The sequence below is a fragment of the Methylomonas sp. PHL2-19 genome, from assembly GCF_059331595.1.
This window is the reverse complement of record NZ_CP196839.1, coordinates 2337508-2355469: the sequence shown is the minus strand read 5'-3', so window position 1 is coordinate 2355469 and position 17962 is coordinate 2337508. Positions and strand designations below refer to the sequence as shown.

Annotated in this window: 17 protein-coding genes; 12 read left to right on the top strand and 5 right to left on the bottom strand. The window is 50.5% G+C overall.

What is annotated here, in order from left to right:
* The first annotated feature begins 297 nt into the window (after nt 1-297).
* From ACR02O_RS10975 to ACR02O_RS10925, 11 genes are read left to right on the top strand one after another with little or no spacing between them, the layout of a single operon-like run.
* Entirely contained in the window at nt 298-1515 is a 1218-nt protein-coding gene (locus ACR02O_RS10975) for a type II secretion system F family protein (protein ID WP_494523383.1), read from the top strand.
* A 57-nt stretch (nt 1516-1572) separates the two neighbouring features.
* Nucleotides 1573-1998, top strand: a complete 426-nt coding sequence (gene gspG, locus ACR02O_RS10970) for a type II secretion system major pseudopilin GspG (RefSeq protein WP_494523382.1) — start codon at nt 1573-1575, stop codon at nt 1996-1998.
* Nucleotides 1999-2466, top strand: coding sequence for a GspH/FimT family pseudopilin (locus tag ACR02O_RS10965; RefSeq protein ID WP_445369827.1), 468 nt, complete (start codon nt 1999-2001; stop codon nt 2464-2466).
* Nucleotides 2453-2872, top strand: coding sequence for a type IV pilus modification PilV family protein (locus ACR02O_RS10960; RefSeq protein WP_415878620.1), 420 nt, complete (start codon nt 2453-2455; stop codon nt 2870-2872). Before ACR02O_RS10965 ends, ACR02O_RS10960 begins: the two co-directional genes overlap by 14 nt.
* Complete coding sequence (locus ACR02O_RS10955; protein WP_494523381.1) at nt 2872-3585, top strand: prepilin-type N-terminal cleavage/methylation domain-containing protein; 714 nt, start codon at nt 2872-2874, stop codon at nt 3583-3585. The genes ACR02O_RS10960 and ACR02O_RS10955 overlap by 1 nt, the downstream gene beginning before the upstream one ends.
* Nucleotides 3578-4558 (top strand): type II secretion system minor pseudopilin, encoded by a 981-nt coding sequence (locus ACR02O_RS10950; RefSeq protein WP_494523380.1) that lies wholly within the window; start codon nt 3578-3580, stop codon nt 4556-4558. The genes ACR02O_RS10955 and ACR02O_RS10950 overlap by 8 nt, the downstream gene beginning before the upstream one ends.
* Nucleotides 4533-5708: a PilN domain-containing protein gene (locus ACR02O_RS10945; RefSeq protein WP_494523379.1), complete on the top strand. Its 1176-nt coding sequence runs from the start codon at nt 4533-4535 to the stop codon at nt 5706-5708. Before ACR02O_RS10950 ends, ACR02O_RS10945 begins: the two co-directional genes overlap by 26 nt.
* Nucleotides 5705-6283 carry a type II secretion system protein GspM gene (gene gspM, locus ACR02O_RS10940; protein WP_033159567.1) on the top strand — a complete coding sequence of 193 codons (579 nt, stop codon included), beginning with the start codon at nt 5705-5707 and terminating at the stop codon, nt 6281-6283. The genes ACR02O_RS10945 and gspM overlap by 4 nt, the downstream gene beginning before the upstream one ends.
* On the top strand, nt 6280-6897 hold the full coding sequence (locus ACR02O_RS10935; RefSeq protein ID WP_033159566.1) for a hypothetical protein: 618 nt from the start codon (nt 6280-6282) through the stop codon (nt 6895-6897). Before gspM ends, ACR02O_RS10935 begins: the two co-directional genes overlap by 4 nt.
* Entirely contained in the window at nt 6887-9157 is a 2271-nt protein-coding gene (gene gspD / locus ACR02O_RS10930) for a type II secretion system secretin GspD (RefSeq protein WP_494523378.1), read from the top strand. The genes ACR02O_RS10935 and gspD overlap by 11 nt, the downstream gene beginning before the upstream one ends.
* 45 nt (nt 9158-9202) lie before the next feature.
* Nucleotides 9203-9949 carry an MgtC/SapB family protein gene (locus tag ACR02O_RS10925; protein WP_494523377.1) on the top strand — a complete coding sequence of 249 codons (747 nt, stop codon included), beginning with the start codon at nt 9203-9205 and terminating at the stop codon, nt 9947-9949.
* Between the two features lie 68 nt (nt 9950-10017).
* Here the strand turns inward: ACR02O_RS10925 and ACR02O_RS10920 are convergent, their stop codons facing one another.
* From ACR02O_RS10920 to ACR02O_RS10910, 3 genes are all read right to left on the bottom strand, one after another.
* Nucleotides 10018-10230: a hypothetical protein gene (locus ACR02O_RS10920; RefSeq protein ID WP_033159564.1), complete on the bottom strand. Its 213-nt coding sequence runs from the start codon at nt 10228-10230 to the stop codon at nt 10018-10020.
* A gap of 316 nt (nt 10231-10546) precedes the next feature.
* Entirely contained in the window at nt 10547-11764 is a 1218-nt protein-coding gene (locus ACR02O_RS10915) for a M20 aminoacylase family protein (RefSeq protein WP_494523376.1), read from the bottom strand.
* Between the two features lie 18 nt (nt 11765-11782).
* Complete coding sequence (locus tag ACR02O_RS10910) at nt 11783-13198, bottom strand: sigma-54 dependent transcriptional regulator (RefSeq protein ID WP_033159563.1); 1416 nt, start codon at nt 13196-13198, stop codon at nt 11783-11785.
* 228 nt (nt 13199-13426) lie between these two features.
* Between ACR02O_RS10910 and ACR02O_RS10905 the strand changes: the two genes are divergently transcribed.
* Nucleotides 13427-14671, top strand: coding sequence for an HlyC/CorC family transporter (locus ACR02O_RS10905; RefSeq protein ID WP_033159562.1), 1245 nt, complete (start codon nt 13427-13429; stop codon nt 14669-14671).
* Between the two features lie 208 nt (nt 14672-14879).
* Here ACR02O_RS10905 and corA read toward each other — a convergent pair whose 3' ends face one another.
* Together corA and ACR02O_RS10895 are read right to left on the bottom strand one after the other, a co-directional pair.
* The gene (gene corA, locus ACR02O_RS10900; RefSeq protein WP_033159561.1) at nt 14880-16157 is read right to left on the bottom strand and encodes a magnesium/cobalt transporter CorA; all 1278 of its coding nucleotides are present in this window, start codon (nt 16155-16157) and stop codon (nt 14880-14882) included.
* Between the two features lie 274 nt (nt 16158-16431).
* Nucleotides 16432-17832, bottom strand: coding sequence for a mannose-1-phosphate guanylyltransferase/mannose-6-phosphate isomerase (locus tag ACR02O_RS10895; RefSeq protein ID WP_494523375.1), 1401 nt, complete (start codon nt 17830-17832; stop codon nt 16432-16434).
* Nucleotides 17833-17962: the final 130 nt, after the last annotated feature.

Genomic DNA, 17962 nt, shown 5'->3' with positions numbered 1-17962 from the left:
GCATGTTTTGCTGGCGGCATTAAGCCTCGCCAGACCGAATCTGCGTGATGATTAACCCGGCCCTTAAATAGCCGGTCACCTTTATGCCGTTGGCTATCGAAGCGCATATCCGTCTGGGCTTAGATGAACTCAACTTGATCGGAATATCCGTTATCAATAGGGCCGGGCTAGTAACATGAAATGTGATAGACATATACACGCTACGCCAAGGTTATCGAGTATCCATGTTTTGGCATTGCAAAAACATTGCCGAGTACCAAAACGCAAACCCAGCTAAAAAGCAAACTAAACAAATACATGCCTTTATTCTCCTACAAAGCCGTCAACAGTCAGGGTGTCGCCGAAGAAGGTGTGCGTAATGCTGCAGACGAGCAGGCCTTGCTGCTGGAATTGCAAAACCAGGGCTTGATTCCCATCCGCATTGAGTTGGCGAAAGATAAGACCTTTCTGGGGTTCAAACTAAAGTCGGCTACCGTCAAACTGTCGCAAAAAGAAATCGGTATGCTGACCGGCGAATTGGCGACCTTGCTGGAATCCGGTTTGCCGCTGGATCGGTCGTTAACGATTCTGATGCAGTTGACCGAGGAAAATCCGAAACTGAATAAACTAGTCGGCGAAGTGCTGGAAAAGGTCAAAGCCGGCAAGGCACTAGCCGATGCCTTGGAAAGCCAGAGCGGCGTGTTTTCCAAGTTTTATCTGAACATGATCCGCGCCGGGGAAATGGGCGGCAATCTGGGCGGCGTGTTGCTGCGCTTGTCGGAATACATGGAACGTTCGCAGGAACTGAAAGACACGGTCAGCACCGCGTTGATTTACCCGGCCATTTTGTTGCTGATGTCGCTGGCCTCATTGTTCGTGATGCTGACCTTCGTAGTCCCGCAGTTTAAGGAAATGTTCGATAGCGCCGGCCAAGCCTTGCCGGTGCCAACCCAGATAGTGATTGGCCTGGCCGAGTTTCTGCAAAGTTATTGGTGGGTGCTGCTGATTGTTATTGTCGGCAGCGTGCAAACTATAAAATTGCAGTTGGCCGATCCGGCCGGCAAGAAAGCCTGGGACGGCCGGCTACTGAAGTTTCCGTTATTCGGCGACATCATCCTGACCATGGAAATAGCCAATTTCAGCCGTACCTTCGGCACTTTATTGGGCAACGGCGTGTCGATTTTGAAATCGCTGGGCATCGTCCAGGAAACCGTCGGTAATATGGTGTTGGCCGATTTGTTGGAAAATGCCGAAGCCCAGCTCAAGCAAGGCCGGACCATGTCGGACGCCTTGGCCCAGCAAAACCTGTTTCCCAAACTGGCGGTACAAATGATTAAAATGGGCGAGGAAACCGGCAAGCTGGAGGAAATGCTGATGCGGGTAGCCACCATTTACGACAAGCAGCTAAAGACCACCATCCAGCGGATGCTGGCGCTTTTGGAACCGGCCTTGATCATTTCGCTGGGCTTGATGATAGGCGGCATCATCGTTTCCATCTTACTGGCTATTTTGAGCGTAAACGATCTGGCGGCTTAGGCGCATGGGCGAATGAATTCGCCGGTAACATCCATTTTTATAGAAGGAGTTTTGCAAATGAAACACATGTTACGCCTCCACGGCGGTTTTACCTTGCTGGAATTATTGGTGGTATTGGGCATTATCGCCATGCTGGCCGGGATTGTAGGCCCGCAGGTGATGAAACATATGGGCGCCTCCAAAACCAAGGCCGCCAGAGTACAAATCGAGGATCTGGCGGCGTCGCTGGACATGTACAAACTGGACGAAGGCCGCTACCCCACCAGCCAACAAGGCTTGGCCGCGTTAGTGGAAAGACCCGCCGATGCCAAGCGCTGGAACGGCCCTTACCTGCGTAAGGACAAAATCCCGCAAGATCCTTGGAATCAGGATTATCACTATGTCTTCCCCGGCCAGCACGGTAAGTTCGATTTATTCAGCTATGGTGCCGATGAAAAAGAAGGCGGCGAAGGTGAAGACCAGGACATCAACAGCTGGGAATAAATGACCACCCAGCCCGCCCGCCAACGCATGCAAGGCTTTACGCTGATCGAGCTGATCATCGTACTGCTGATCAGCGTGCTGGCTTTTGCGGTGGTCGGCAGCAATATCGGCTCCGGCAACCGCAGTACCAAGCTACAAGCCGTCGCCAGGGATATGGCGTCGGCTCTGCGTTACGCGCACGGCCAGGCACTGATGACGCAAAAGCCGGTCAGTGTCGCCATCGACCTGCAAGACAACAGTTACCGCATCAGTAACCACGACAAAACTTATCCGTTTGCCGAAGAGATTGACGTGTCCTTAGTGGTCGCGGAGGAAGAGTTTAGCGAGGGCGAGCAAGGCCATATTCGGTTCTTTGGCGACGGCTCGTCCACCGGAGGCAGAATCACGCTGGAATGGGGCAATCAATTGCGCCGCATCGACGTTAACTGGATTACCGGCCAGGTCAGTATTTCCGATGCAGCGGCATAAAGGCTTTTCCCTGCTGGAAATTCTGGTCGCCTTTTCCATCATGGCGATAGCGTTAACGATACTGCTGCGCATCTTCGGCACCGGTGTTAACAATGCGGTTATTTCCGAGGAATACACTATCGCGGTGCAAATTGCCGAATCGCTGATGGCCCGCACCGGGGTGGAGACAGAGCTGACAACCGGCGAAAGCCAGGGCACGGAAGGCGATAAATACGACTGGCAAATCACGGTCAATCCGGCGACGCCAGTGCAATCCCGAGCCAGTCTGAAAGATACGGATCCCGATCAGCAAAAGCCGGCGCCGGTGTTGATGTCGGTGCGGGTAGTGGTGGCGTGGGGTGAGGATGAACAACCGCGTGCCGTGGAATTGCATACCCTAAAACTACAACAACCAGGTCCGGGCTAGTGTCGCAGCGTTCATCGGTAAAAGGATTTACGCTGATCGAAATGCTGATAGCCATCAGCTTGCTGGGGATCATGGTGGTCTTGCTCTTCGCCAGTTTGCGGATAGCCGCGGAAAGCTGGAACAGCGGTGAAGCCAAAATCAGCGAAGTGAATAAAAAAGCCGTGGTTTACCAATTCTTCAAACGGCATTTGAGCAATACCAAACCCTTCCCTATCATCCAGGAAAACCAAGCACAAAACGCTCAACAACTGGCATCGCAAGAATTGCCGAAACTGGCTTTCGAAGGCTTGCCGCAAAGCATCAGCTTTGTCTCTGCGCTGCCGGCCGCGTCGGCACGCAAGGGCTTACAAGTGTTTCATGTCGGCCTGGACCCTCAGGAGCCGTCGACCCTGAAAGTCGCATTAACCCCTTACCGGCAAACCGAATCGATACCGGCCGACGCCGAACCGGTCGTGCTATTGGAAAACTTACGGCATTTCAAAATCAGTTACTTTGGCGCATCGGCTGACAACGTTGACGGTAATGGTGCTTGGCTGGACGAATGGCAAGGACAAGCCACCGGCCAGTTACCCAAACTGGTAAAAGTCAGCATCGCACTAAACGACGACAGTTTTTGGCCGGACATGATATTTGCATTAAAAATCAACGGCCAGCCGAACGCAGAAGCGTTGCTCGGCGAGCAAAACCAGCAGCCCGGCATCGCGAATGAATAGCACGCTTCGTACACAGGCCCCCCATCGGCAACGCGGCCTGGCGCTGGTAATCGTCATTTGGATTTTGACGCTGCTGAGCCTGATGGCCGGCAGTTTTGCGTTAAGTATGCGCCGGGAAAGCAGCGTCGCCGGCGCGTTGAAAAACAATGCCCAAGCCCAAGCACTGGCGGAAACCGGTTTAAACATTGCCCAATTCATGCTGCAACAGGCCGATCCCGAGCGGCGTTGGCACGCGGATGGCAGTATCTATCGAATACCGGGCAACGATAGCGAAATTCGGGTCCGAATTATCGCCGAATCCGGCAAAGTGGATATCAACGCCGCGGAGGAACCTTTATTAAAGGCCTTGATTAGTTCGGTAAGCGACGACAAAAAGCTACAGCAGAATTTGTTGGATGCCCTGCTCGATTGGCGGGACGCCGACGATGATCCGCGCCCGCAAGGCGCCGAGAAAAAACAATATCGGCAGGTCGGGCTGCCTTATCAGCCCAGCAATCAACCTTTTCAATCCCTGGAGGAGTTGCAATTAGTGCTGGGGTTCAACGCTGATATTTTCGAGCAGCTGCAACCGTGGATTACCATCTATTCTGGACAAGCGGAATTAAACTTGCGGCGGGCACCGTCGGAGTTACTGGAAATGGTTGGTGACAACCTGAAGGCACAGAATATTCATGATGTATACTTGGACAAACGCTTGTCTGAATCGGCTGCGGCAGACGATAGCACGGCCGATCAGACCGATCCAGCATTGGCGGATGAAGAGCAAACGTATACTATTATGGTGCAAACCCTGCTGGAAGATCAGGCGACGGCCGCTATCGAAGCAGTGGTAAGAATCCAGAACCAAGACCCCAGCCAAGCGCCCTACCAAATCCTGGATTGGAAACAAGGTCAGCAAGTATTGGCCTTATTCGACTCGGCCAAGGAATCCCAGCTCATTACCGTTCATGATGAATTTACAAACCAGCATTGATTTCGATCTGAAACGTTTCTTCCAGTGGTGGGGGCGAGAATTGGCGTTTTTGGTACCGAGTCGTCTCAGATCCTTGCTGACAGACCGTAGTGGCGCACTCGTAATCAGCGCCGCCGACGCGGATTTTCAAATCCGTTTTTACCGCGAGGCCGAACAGCAAACCCCGATGACATGGCGCTTGGACAGCAACATCGCGGATAGTTATCAAACCTTGAAAGCCCAACATCCGGACTTTGAAAAAGCCGAATGTATCTTGCGCCTGGACCCGACACAGGCACTAAAAAAAATCGTCTATTTACCCGCTGCGGCCCAAGAGAATCTGCAGCAAGTTGTCGGATTTGAATTAGACCGTTATACGCCGTTCAAGGCCGAGCAAGTCTATTTTGCCGCCATACCGCTCGGTAAAACCGAGCATGGTCAAATTGAAGTATTACTGGTATTTACACCCAAAACCGTACTGGACGAGCAACTGGTCAAACTACAGGCTTTGGGGATACAGCCGGTGCGGGTGGATTTTTGCCATGCCAGCACCGTGTGCCCTGCCGATGCGCCCGCTTACAATTTACTCCCGGAACGCTACCGGCCGCGCGGCAACGCCTTGGCTCAAGCCATGCACTGGCTGCTGAACAGCTTACTGTTACTGTTGTTTCTGGCAGTTTTGATTTGGCCGGTGTGGCAGGAAGGTCAAGCCGTCGATGTCTTGAAAAATCACATCAAAACGCTGGAAAAAGAAACCCGCGTAATAGAAGAACAACAGCACGAAATCGATGCCTTACGCCAGCAAACCCAACGATTGATAGACATTAAAACCCAGTCTCCCGCTCTGGTCGCGGTATTGAACGAACTGAGCACCTTGTTAAAAGATGACAGCTGGTTGACGCATTTTCAATTTGCCGACAAACGTCTGCAAATCCAGGGTCAATCGCCGGGGGCGTCGTCTTTGATCGGTTTGTTGGAAAGTTCCGGATATTTCAGCAATGTCAGTTTCGTCTCGCCGTTGACCCAGGATAAAGCCACCGGGCGCGAGCGCTTCCAAATTAGTATGGATGTTAGCCCGCCACCCGCCGAGCCTGCTGAGGATACTGAGGCGACGACCACCAGCCAGCCTGCTCCAGCTGAATCCGAGGCAAATGGAGGGTCCGAGCAATGAATGAAGCGCGCTATCAGCGCTGGCTGGCACTGGCTTTACTTGGATTGGTGTTATTTACCGTGATATTTTTGGTACTGCTGCCTTTATTCAGCAGCTGGCTGGATTACCGCGAGCAAAAAAACGACCTATTGTTTCGTTTGCAACGCCAACAAGCCATTGTCGCCCGCCGCGACAGCGTTGCCCAAAACCTGGAATCATTGAATCAGCAATACCAGCAGCAAGGCTATCTAAGCGACAGCGACACCGAAGCCTTGGCCTCAGCTGAGCTACAAAACATCGTCAAAACCGCAGTAACGGAAGCCGGCGGCCAACTGACCAGCACGCAAGGTTTACCGGGCAAGGCCGAAGAGGATTTTGTGCGTATCGCGGTAAAAGTGCGCATGAGCGGCAGCATTGAAGCATTGCGCGCGGTGCTGCACAGTCTGGATACCAATATGCCCTTGCTGCTGGTCGATCAATTGGACATTTCCCCGGTACGCGGCGCGCGTAACCGCAGCACCAACAAAATGGACCCCAGTTCTCAGTTGAATGTCAGTTTTGAAGTGATCAGCTTTATGCGAGCCAAAGCCTCATGAATCAGAAACTGATCAGATTGCAATTACTGGGTTGCGGCACGCTGAGCCTGCTGTTGGCAGCGGAATGGACGTATAGTCAATATACGTTAAAGCAATTGCAAACATTGCTTGAGCCGCGCCCGCAAACCGAATCCCCGGCAGAGCAACTGCCCAATATCGCCGATAATAGCGGCTCTGCGGAAACCTACAGCGATATTGTCGACAGACCTTTGTTTGTGGAAGGCCGAAAGCCTGTCGCGGAAACCAATCCGACCGACAATTTGCAAACTCAAGATTCCGGACAAATCGACGATTGGGAGTTAATCGGCGTTTACGATAAAAATAACAAGCCGACCGCCTTGTTTAGAAAGCGCAACGAAGCGAAAAAGTTTTTAAAAATAACCGAAGAACAAAGCATATCCGGCTGGCTGCTGAAGCAAATACACGCCGACAATGTGCTGCTTCAGCAAGGCAGCCAGGAAAAATCGGTCGTATTGAGAAAGCCGCGTGCGCAAGTCAAGCCTCCGGTACCGGGCAAGCCAGCCGTACCGCCCAGACCGCCGCAGCCCAACGCCGTTGCCAAACCTATAGAACCAGTACCTAATGAAAATCCCGAGAACATCAATGACAACTAAAAAAATCAACATTCCTCCAATGTTGGCGTTGGCGCTGTCCATGACCGGCTGTGAATTTATCGGCCCGCAGTTGCATGAAAAACTGGCTATTGCCGATCACAAACCGGCTCAAGAAGATACTTTGTTGATTCCGGAACTGGCTAACGAGGCCAATAAAAACGCCGAAAATAGAATCACTAAAGTCGAAATGTACCCTAGCGGCGACGCAAGCATCGCCCCGCAAGCCGGCCACCAAGGCAGCGGCAAAACCAGCGGTAAGGGCGAATACAGTTTGAATTTCGATGACGCCGATCTGGGCGAAGTGGCGAAAGTAATACTCAGCGATATTCTGGGCCGGAACTACACCATCAGTCCGCAAGTGGTCGGCAAAGTGACTTTGCAAACCTCCAAACCCTTAAGCAAGGACGAGCTGATCCCAACCCTGGATATGCTGCTGAGCTTGAATAATGCCGCCCTGACCGAACAAGGCGGCATGTATCTGATTAAACCGTCCAATGAAGCCTTGTACAGCAGCTCAATCAGCTCGCTGTCCGGCGCCAAAATGCCCAATGGTTATCAGGTGCGGGTAATTCCGGTCAAAAATGTCGCGGCCTCGGAACTGGCGGAGATATTGAAACCGTTATTGCCGGAAAAATCGTTGCTGCATGTCGATCCGAACCGTAATCTGATATTGGTCGCCGGTTCCGGCGCGGAAATCTCCAGGGCGTTGGATGTGGTCAATACCTTTGATGTCGACATTTTAAAAGGCCGCTCGTTTGCTCTGTTTACACCGGCTAACGTCAGCGCCGGCAAAATCATTGAAGAGCTGGAGCAAATCTTCAACACCAAAAAATCCAAAGACGACGAAGCCAGCTTTTTCCGGTTTATCGAAATAGAAAGGCTTAACGCGGTATTAGCCGTCACCCATCAAGCCGGTTATCTGAAGGACATTGAAAACTGGGTATTTCGGCTGGATCGCATTAACACAGCGGCAGCCGGCGGCGTGAATGTCTACCGGGCGCAACATGTCAGCGCCACCGATTTGGCCGAGACCTTAAGCAATATTTTCGGTAGCGGCGGTTCTGGTAAATCCAGCAAGGCCTCTATCGCTTCCGGCCGCAAATCATTATCGGCCAGCAATAAAAAGTCGGACAGCTCATCAAGTAGCAGCGCAGGCGGCGCCAACCGGCAACAGGATTCGATGAGCGATAGAACGCTTAGCGACCGAACCAAAGACAAAAACAGCAGCGGTAGCGGCGCACTCGGCGGCAGCTTAAGCAGCAGTTCGGGCGGTAGCAATAGCAACGACATGCCCAACGTCAAAATCATCGCCGATGAAGGCAATAACGCGCTGATTATTGTCGCAACTGCCCAGGAATATGCAGTGATAGAGCGCGTGTTAAAACAGCTGGATGTGCTGCCTTTACAAGTGATGATCGATGCCACGATTGTGGAAGTTACGCTGAAAGACGATTTAAAGTATGGATTGCAATGGTATTTTAGCCACAATAACGGAGGAAATAACGATACAGCTGGAGGCTCTGCACAAGGCTTGAGTCTCACAAATGTTGCTAAAGATGCTATGAAGGCATTTGGCACAAGTGGTTTCTCCTACGCTTTTTCTAGCGGTTCAAAGGACATTCAAGCCGTACTAAATGCCAGTGCTGTCAATAATAACGTCAATGTCATCTCCTCGCCGTCCTTGATGGTACTGAACAACCAGGAAGCCACGATCAAAGTCGGCGATTCGGTGCCGATACGTTCCTCAGTTTCCAGCAATTTGAGCAGCAACAATTCCAATAACGGTATCGTGCAAACCAGTTCAATCCAGATGATCGATACCGGTGTGAATTTGTCGGTTAGGCCCAGGGTGAATGCCGGTGGATTGGTGCTGATGGACATATTACAAAGTGTTAATCAGGCTATCAAAACCACGACCAGCGACACCATCGACTCGCCCACCATTCAAAAAAGGGAAATCGAGAGCAGCGTTGCAGTACAAAGCGGCGAAACCATTGTTTTGGGCGGTTTGATCAAAGAAAACAACGATTATTTGCGTGATGGCGTGCCGCTGCTGCACGAGATACCCTTAATCGGGCCGCTTTTCGGCGGTACGACGCGGAATAAGGACAAAACCGAGCTGGTGGTGCTACTCACCCCCCGCGTGATGAAAAGCCGCCAGGATGCTAGGGATATAACAGACGAGTTCAAACGTAAACTGTCCGGCATCTATTATCAAAAGCCTGTTGAAATTAATGTTGAAGTGGAAACGGTGCCATAGGCCCAAGCCTTTAGCCCGTATCTACCAAAAAACCGGACGATAAACATGAATCCAATCTCGCCGGACCGGCTGATTTCGTTTTGGTCGCTTGCCCAATTGGAAGCCAGCGTGGTGATTCTGATGAATATCGTCGGCGCTTTGTTTTTGGGCATGGTGGTGGGCTACGAACGCTCCTACCACGGCCGAGCAGCCGGCATGCGCACCTATGGACTGGTGTGCATGGCTTCCGCGGCGGTAACGGTTATCGTCGGTTACCCGCAGTTCTGGTTTGGCGGCTTATTGCCGCTCACCACTACCGCCGACCCCACTCGGGTTATTCAAGGCATCGTGACAGGTATCGGTTTCTTGGGTGCCGGCGTAATCATGAAGGAAGGTCTGAACATCAGCGGCTTGACGACCGCCGCATCGATTTGGGCCTCTTCGGCGATTGGTATTTTATGCGGCGCCGGGTTTTATTTTGCGGCCATTTTGTTGGCTTTAATTGCGTCGGCGACGATGATCTGGGGCGGGCGAATCGAAGCAGCCTTACCTTCCCGTCATGCAGTGTCGGTGATTTTGCGTTTTCAAACCGGCTTTCGACCTAATCAGACCGAGATTAACGATTTGGCAAATGCCTTGGGTTATCGATTGGCCGAAGGCTCGATTGCCGTTATCAGCAACAATAAACACGAAGAATGGCATCTGGTTTTTATTGCAACCGGTAATCATAAAATATCGATTCCTGCGATTGCGGAAAGCTTGGAACGCTGCGAATTTCTCAACGGTTATCAAGTCGCCTTTGCCCGAAACTGAGCGTCAGGAAGCAGTGAATCGATAAGATGCCCTGCTTCCTCATCGCTTTTCTCGGTTGAATTGCCGGGTTATTCCAATACGTTTTTCACACATTGTCTGGCGAACGTATTAATCGACAGCGTATCGCTTAAGTATTGGTTGAATAAACCGCTGATATCGACCGGGTTGAGATAGACATAAACGCCGCAGCCGGTTAGCGCGATAAATTGCTGACTCAGCGTTTCAACGAATAAAGTGCGTGTGTTGCTGAGTTGGGTGATTTCGTTGCTTGAGGTTTTCATGACATCCACCTAATTTGCTGGTTAAACCCAACAACCAAGCAGCATGATCCACGCCAAATCACTCACCAATTACGCTTCAATGGCCTCAACGCAAACCGGAATCCGTCCAAGTACCTCAAAATCCTGCCTTTTCTAAAACATAAGGAACCCAGACTGATTCTTTCCCGGGTTGATGCTTTGAAGGAAACCGCTCTCCTCATGAGCTAAGCATGGAAAACTGTGCACTGACCTGGCAATTTTGTCGCAAAAACTGCCAGAGTTGTCACAAAACCGGCATTTTCAATCCACTCTGTCACAGTCGTTTGGCAGGCATTATTTAAGCTGACAGACAAGTTTCTACCAATCTCACCCAATAGGTCGCGCCTAGAGGCAAAATATCATCGTTAAAATCGTAACTGGTGTTATGCAGGGCACAAGGACCGGCGCCATGACCAATACTGCGATGATCACCGGAGCCGTTGCCGATGAAACAGTAGCTACCGGGTAACTTTTGCAGCATAAACGCAAAATCTTCGGCGCCCATCGTGGCTTTTTGCTCCAAAACATGCCGGTCGCCAACAATAGAGGCCATGACGCTACGCGACGTTTCGACTGCCTCACGGTGATTAACCGTCGGCGGATAGCTACGTTTAAATTCAAAATCACATGCCATTCCATGTGCCAGACAAATATGCCGGGCTACTTCCTGCATACGGGTTTCGATCAAATCCAGTAATTGGTTGGAGAATGTGCGTACTGTACCGGCTAGCTCGCAGGTATCGGCAATAATATTGGTCGCCTCTCCGGCATGTAACATCGTGACTGAAATCAAACCGTTATCCAAGGGATGGGCGCTGCGGGTTAAGATGGTTTGAAACGCCATAATCATTTGCGCGGCCACCGGCACCGGATCCAATCCCAAGTGCGGCAATGCTGCATGGCAGCCTTTGCCCCGAATCACGATACGAAAAGTATTCAAAGATGCCATCACCGGTCCGGGACTCACCGCAAATTGCCCAGCCGGCAACTCCGGCCAATTGTGCATGCCATAAACCGCTTGCATCGGAAACAATTCAAACAGGCCATCCTTGATCATCTCATCGGCGCCGCCACCGCCCTCTTCCGCCGGTTGGAATATTAGATAGACAGTCCCGTCAAAATGACGGTGGGTTGCCAGATATTGCGCCGCAGCCAACAGCATCCCGATATGGCCATCATGCCCGCAGCCGTGCATTTTGCCTGGGTACCGCGAGGCATGTGCAAAGCTGTTTTGTTCATGCATCGGCAAGGCGTCCATATCGGCACGCAAGCCGATTGCCTTGTCGGAACTCCCTGCTTTGATGATCCCGACTACACCGGTTTTACCCAAGCCGCGATGAATAGGAATCCCCCATTCGGTCAGTTTAGCCGCGACCAAATCCGCGGTACGCATCTCTTCGAAGCACAACTCCGGATGGGCGTGTATGTCGCGGCGCAATTGGCGAATACCGGCAATATTGGCGACAATTTCCGGTATCAGTAAGGCTGACGACAATTCAGCATCGAGTTTATTCATGGCAAGGCGGTGTGCGGTCTAAGCCGTATCGGTTTTGCGCAGCTTTTCCACGAGCGTGGTTCTGCGCATATTCAGCAATTTGGCGGCATGCGCTACAACGCCATTGCATTCTTCCAAAGCCTGACGAATCAATTCGTTCTCGAGATCGGTCAAATATTCCTTAAGATCGATACCTTGTTCGGGTAAATGCACGGCCGCGACTGCACCGGGAGTCGGCATCGCCAGCGCTTCACGCTCAGCGGGCCGCACAATGTGAATATCTTGCTCCGGCAATACAATCTGCACGCCTTCCGGTACTTCATAGCCCTGAAATTTTTCCGGTAAATCACTGACATCGACACTAGCATCCGGACTAATGATGGCTAAACGCTCGATCAAATTTGACAACTCGCGGACATTACCGGGCCAACTGTGTTGCATCAAGGTGGCGATTGCGCGAGGCGATAAACTGACGGTGCCCCGGTTGGCGGCTTCCATGCGGGCAATCAGGTCGTTGATTAAATAAGGAATATCTTCGGCTCTTTCCCGCAAGGCTGGCACTTCGATCGGGAACACATTCAGACGGTAGAACAAATCCTCTCGAAAGCGCTTCTCGGCAATTTCCTGTTCGAGGTGACGATGCGTCGCGGCAATAATCCGCACATCGCAATGGATGGTTTTATTACTGCCGACACGTTCGAAAGTGCGTTCCTGCAATACTCTTAACAATTTAACCTGCATCGGCATCGGCATGTCGCCGATTTCATCCAAAAACAGCGTACCGCCTTCCGCCATTTCGAAACGACCTTGCCGCGAAGTCAACGCGCCGGTAAATGCACCCTTCTCGTGGCCGAACAATTCGCTTTCCAGCAGTTCACCGGGAATAGCGCCGCAATTGACCGGCACGAATGGCCTGTCTCGCCGCGCAGAGGCACGATGCAGCGCTTGCGCCACCACTTCCTTACCTGTGCCGGATTCGCCGAGGATAAGCACCGTGGCGTCGGATTTGGCGACTTGATCGATCTGCGCACGGGTTTTTTGAATGGCTTTGCTTTTACCCGCCAGACCCTTATCAGGCAGCGATTTTTTACTGGCTTGCGCAGGCTGCGGCAAACTGTCCAATAGTTGGATCAATAGCGGGTAGACAGTCGGCCACTCCAAGGTTTTATTGACCATTTGCTGAATGGCGCTAACCACCTGCGGCCCACCGGCGTCCACCAGCAAAACCACAGGAATGTCGCCGACGCTTTCGGTGACCGTTTTGATCAAGCTGGCTTGCTTGTCTCCGCCGCAGCCGACAAATACCGCACCGAAACTGTCATGATCTCTAAACGCCGCTTCAAAATCGCTACTGGCAACCACCTCCACGCGATATTCCAAAAACCGGAGTATGCCTTCTACTTGCTGACTGCGGTGGGTGTTGTCATCAATGAGCAAAATTTCTGGCAAAGCCATGCGTATATTCTCTACAAACTACGTTGTTTTAAGGCGGAAGGGGGTTGCTGATTTTAAGTTAAGCATCGAATCCGGTTATTGTCAAAATGGCCCCATTTCAAGCTATTGCATAGTTTAGTTCATGTTATTTACATCGATTGACTAATCAGCCATCCCATTTTGCAGCTTGACAAATTTTCCACAACATAGAAACTAGCTCGATGTTTAACAACCAAGAGCCCCGTTGCCTTGAACGACATATCTTTGAGTATACTGTTCGGTATACTGGCAGCCTTACTGATTATTTCAGCTTTTTTTTCCGGCTCTGAAACCGCCTTGATGACGCTGAACCGTTATCGGTTGCAGCATTTGGTGAAAAAAAATCATAAGGGCGCGATTAAAGCCCATCAACTCTTAAAAAGGCCGGACCGTTTGCTGGGCCTGATCCTGCTGGGCAACAATTTTGTCAATATCCTGGCGTCGTCGTTAACAACCTTGATTGCCATCCGCGTCAGCGGAGATAACGCTATAGCCCCCGCTATCGGCCTGCTAACTTTCGGCATGCTGGTATTTTCCGAAGTAACCCCAAAAACCCTGGGCGCCCTCAAACCTGAGTTACTGGCATTACTATCCTCCTGGATTTACATTCCGTTATTAAAGATATTTTATCCCTTGGTATGGGTGATTAACGCTATATCCAGCCTGTTGTTATGGCCGTTCGGTATTAAAAGCACGAGTAATACGGCTATCGAATCGCTAAATAAAGACGAGTTAAAAAGTATCGTTTCGGATGCCAATCATTTGCCGGCTCGCTATCAAAACATGCTGTTGAGTATTTTAGATCTGGAATCCGCCAGCGTTACCGACATCATGACCCATCGCAATGAAATTATCGGTATCGATCTGGAAGAATCGGTCGAAGACATTATCGAACAACTACAAAATAGCCCGCATACTCGCCTGCCGGTATACAAAAAAAATATAGACCGGGTGATAGGTTTTCTACATTTACGTACGATTTTGGCACAAATTAGCGACCCTGATTTCGATAAACACAATATCACCAATAGCCTGTCCAAGCCTTTTTTCATTCCGGCCAGCACCTCGATTCACAAGCAAATGCAAATCTTTAAGGCCGAAAAACTCCGTATCGGCTTGGTAGTAGACGAATATGGCGATGTACAGGGCTTAGTGACGTTGGATGATTTATTACAGGAAATCGTCGGTGAACTAGTCTCGGAAGAACCCGATATAAAAATGCAAAAAGACGGTAGCTATCTGGTGGATGCCGGCGTAACCATACGCGAACTCAATCGCATCACCCACTGGGATTTGCCCACCGAAGGCCCGAAAACCTTGAATGGCTTGGTAATCGAATACATGGAAACCATTCCGGAACCAGGTACCAGCGTGAAACTGCATGGGCACATTATTGAAATAATTAAGCGCGATGAAAACGCGATCAAGCTGATTAAATTCAATCCCAAACGCTGACCAAAGTTTATTTTAGGCAAAAAAAAGGCGGTTATTTTTAATAACCGCCTTAGAAGCAATAGGAAGAAATATAACGCAACTTTAAACTATCAAACCGAACTAAAAAGTTAGGTTAATCATAGTGGCGAAAATTTCAAATTCAAATGTGACATATTGTCGCAGGTTGAGTTTGAGCGTTAAACAGTTCAGCAGTATGTAAATCGCTCGCTTACCTCAACCACCCCTTCCTTTTAAAGAAAATAAACGGCAATAATACCGAGATAGTCATCAATCCGAGTGCAAAAGGATAACCCAGCATCCACTGCAATTCCGGCATATTCTCAAAGTTCATACCGTAAATACTGGCAATCAGGGTGGGCGGTAACATTGCCACCGAAGCGACCGAGAAAATCTTGATCACCTTATTCTGATTGATATTGATAAAACCGACGGTGGCATCCATCAGGAAGTTAATCTTGTCGAACAAAAACGCGGTATGGCTATTAAGCGATTCTATATCGCGCAGAATTTGCTGCGCATCTTCCAACTGCGTGGTATTCAGCAGTTTGCGGCGAATCAAAAACGACACGGCGCGCTGAGTGTCGAGCATATTCCGGCGGATTCGGCCGTTTAAATCCTCCTCTGCGGCAATATCGGTCAAAATATCCGCAGCTTCTTCGTCGCTAATATCCTGGCTCAAAACTTTTTTGCTGACAATTTCCAACTGCTCGTAAATATTCTCCAGCGCGTCCGCGGAATACTCGGCTTCAGCGCCGTATAAATCCAGCAACATATCCTTGCAATCGGAGACAAAGCCTGGCTGCGTGCGTGCGCGTAAACGCTGTAAACGAAACACCGGCAATTCTTCGCTACGTACCGAAAACAACATATCGCCGCGCAATATAAATGCGACCGGTACGCTGCGCGATTTGCCTTCGCGATCCAGCAAAAAATCCGAATGTATATGAATTTCGTGCTGATCCTCGACGTAGAACCGGGCGCTGGCTTCCAAATCGGTCAAATCCAGGGGGTCCGGCAACTCCAGGCCATAATGTTGCCCGATAAGCAGCCGCTGCGCCTTGCTTGGCGCCAACAAATCGATCCAGATCGGCTTGATGGCGTACAAATCGTGGCGGCAGGTGATAGCGACCTTAGCGAGGCGACCTTCGACCAACTCGAATGCGCTCATTTGTCCCACGCCACAATGCGGTTCTCGGTCGCCGACCAATTCCTCGCGCAAGGTATCGGACAATTCCCAAAGCACATCGTCCTGTCTGGCTTCCTCGACCTGCTGCCAAACCAAGTTCGCATCTTCCAGGTCCAGAGCATGCAGAATTTGCCCAATTTCGATAGCAGACAGCCGCGCCAACAGACTACGCAGTTCCACCATGTGCTGCTTTTGTACCAAAGCAGTGATCAACTTGCGGCGCGGCATAGGCTGGTTATTCAGCATGCCTTCGACAAGCTTATGTTTTTTCAACAAATCGTTGATTGTTTGTAGCGACAAGAGCAACTCCGGAATAAAGCAAGCACCACATTTTTTATTCGGCGGGTATAAAACGGCTAACTTTAAACCAAAACGCTGACAAAAAATCCTTCGCCGCTCTTCGTTGAACGGCGAACTTCAGTAAATTTAGACAAAAGCATTTAATTTTGATGACACATCAAACGATGGATTGATGCAAACCATATGCTTAAAGTAGTCGCTGACAGATAATTTAGACAATATGCAAGTCCAGGCGCCACGTAAACTGACGCGGCGATAAGCAAGCAATTCCGAGTTAAATACGGCCGTATTGGTCTTCGTAACGGACGATATCATCTTCGCCTAGGTAGCTGCCGGACTGGACTTCCACCATTTCCAATGGAATCACCCCCGGATTCTCCAGGCTGTGAATAACCCCCAAAGGGATATAAATCGATTCGTTCTCAGTGACTAAAATTTTCTCACCGTTTTTATCTACCCAGGCCGTACCTTTGACAACTACCCAATGCTCTGCGCGGTGATGATGCTTTTGTACTGATAATTTGGCGCCGGGCTTCACGACTATACGCTTGGTTTGATGGCGCTCACCGGCATCGACCAAATCGTAATGTCCCCAAGGTCTGTAAACTTTACGATGCACGCTGGCTTCACTGCGTTTCAATTTTTTCAGTTGATCGACTACTTCCTTGACGTCTTGCACCCTATCCTTCGCGGCAATCATGACCGCATCGTCGGTTTCAACCACCACCAAATTATCCACACCGATCACCGCTACCAATTTGTTGGCCGAGTGAATATAGGAGTTGCAAGTATCCACCGTTAACACATCGCCTTTGATGGCGTTGCCGGCTGCATCTTTATCCGTTACGTCCCAAAGCGCGGACCAAGAACCGACGTCATTCCATTCTGCATCCAACGGGATCACTACCGCCTTATCGGTTTTCTCCATCACCGCGTAATCGATGGAATCTGATGGACATGTCGAAAAAATCTGCTTATCCAAACGCACAAAATCCATATCCGGTTTTGCCGCCCGCAAAGCTTCTCTACACACTTCCAGCATTTCCGGATTGAATTTTTCCAGCTCACGCAAAAAGCAACCCGCTTTAAAAGCGAACATGCCGCTGTTCCAAAAATATTCGCCACTTTCCAGATAGCGCTGCGCGGTTTGCAAATCGGGCTTTTCAACAAATGCGGCAACTTTATAGGCTTCACCATGGCGGGTATCGCCGCGCTTGATGTAGCCATAGCCGGTTTCCGGCTCGGTCGCGACGATGCCAAACGTCACCAAAAGATCCTGTTTCGCCAACAGTTCGGCTTGAACCACCGCCCGATGGAAAGCGGCACGATTACCGACCACATGGTCAGCCGGCAAAATCAACAACACATCGTCTTCGGAGCGTGCACTTAATGCCGCCATCGCTACGGCCGGTGCGGTATTTTTGCCGACAGGCTCCAAAATAATCGCAGCCGGTTTGATGCCGATTTCCCGCATTTGCTCTGCGAGCATAAATCGATGGTCTTCGTTACAAACCGCAATGGGTGCTTGTAGGCCGGCAACACCATCAAGCCTTAAAATCGTTTCCTGAAGCATGGTGTTGCCGCACACCAAGGGTAAAAATTGCTTGGGATACTGACCACGAGACAAAGGCCATAGCCGAGTTCCTGAACCGCCTGATAATACTACCGGGATCATAATGTCGTTTTCCTTACGGGCTGAATGAAAATGGGTTGGTCTAGTCTAACATTTAGGTAACTGCTGGGGTCAAGCCTTAGATTACGCAATTTAACTCGCAAATTTGCCCCTTCGTTTTCATTGAATTGTC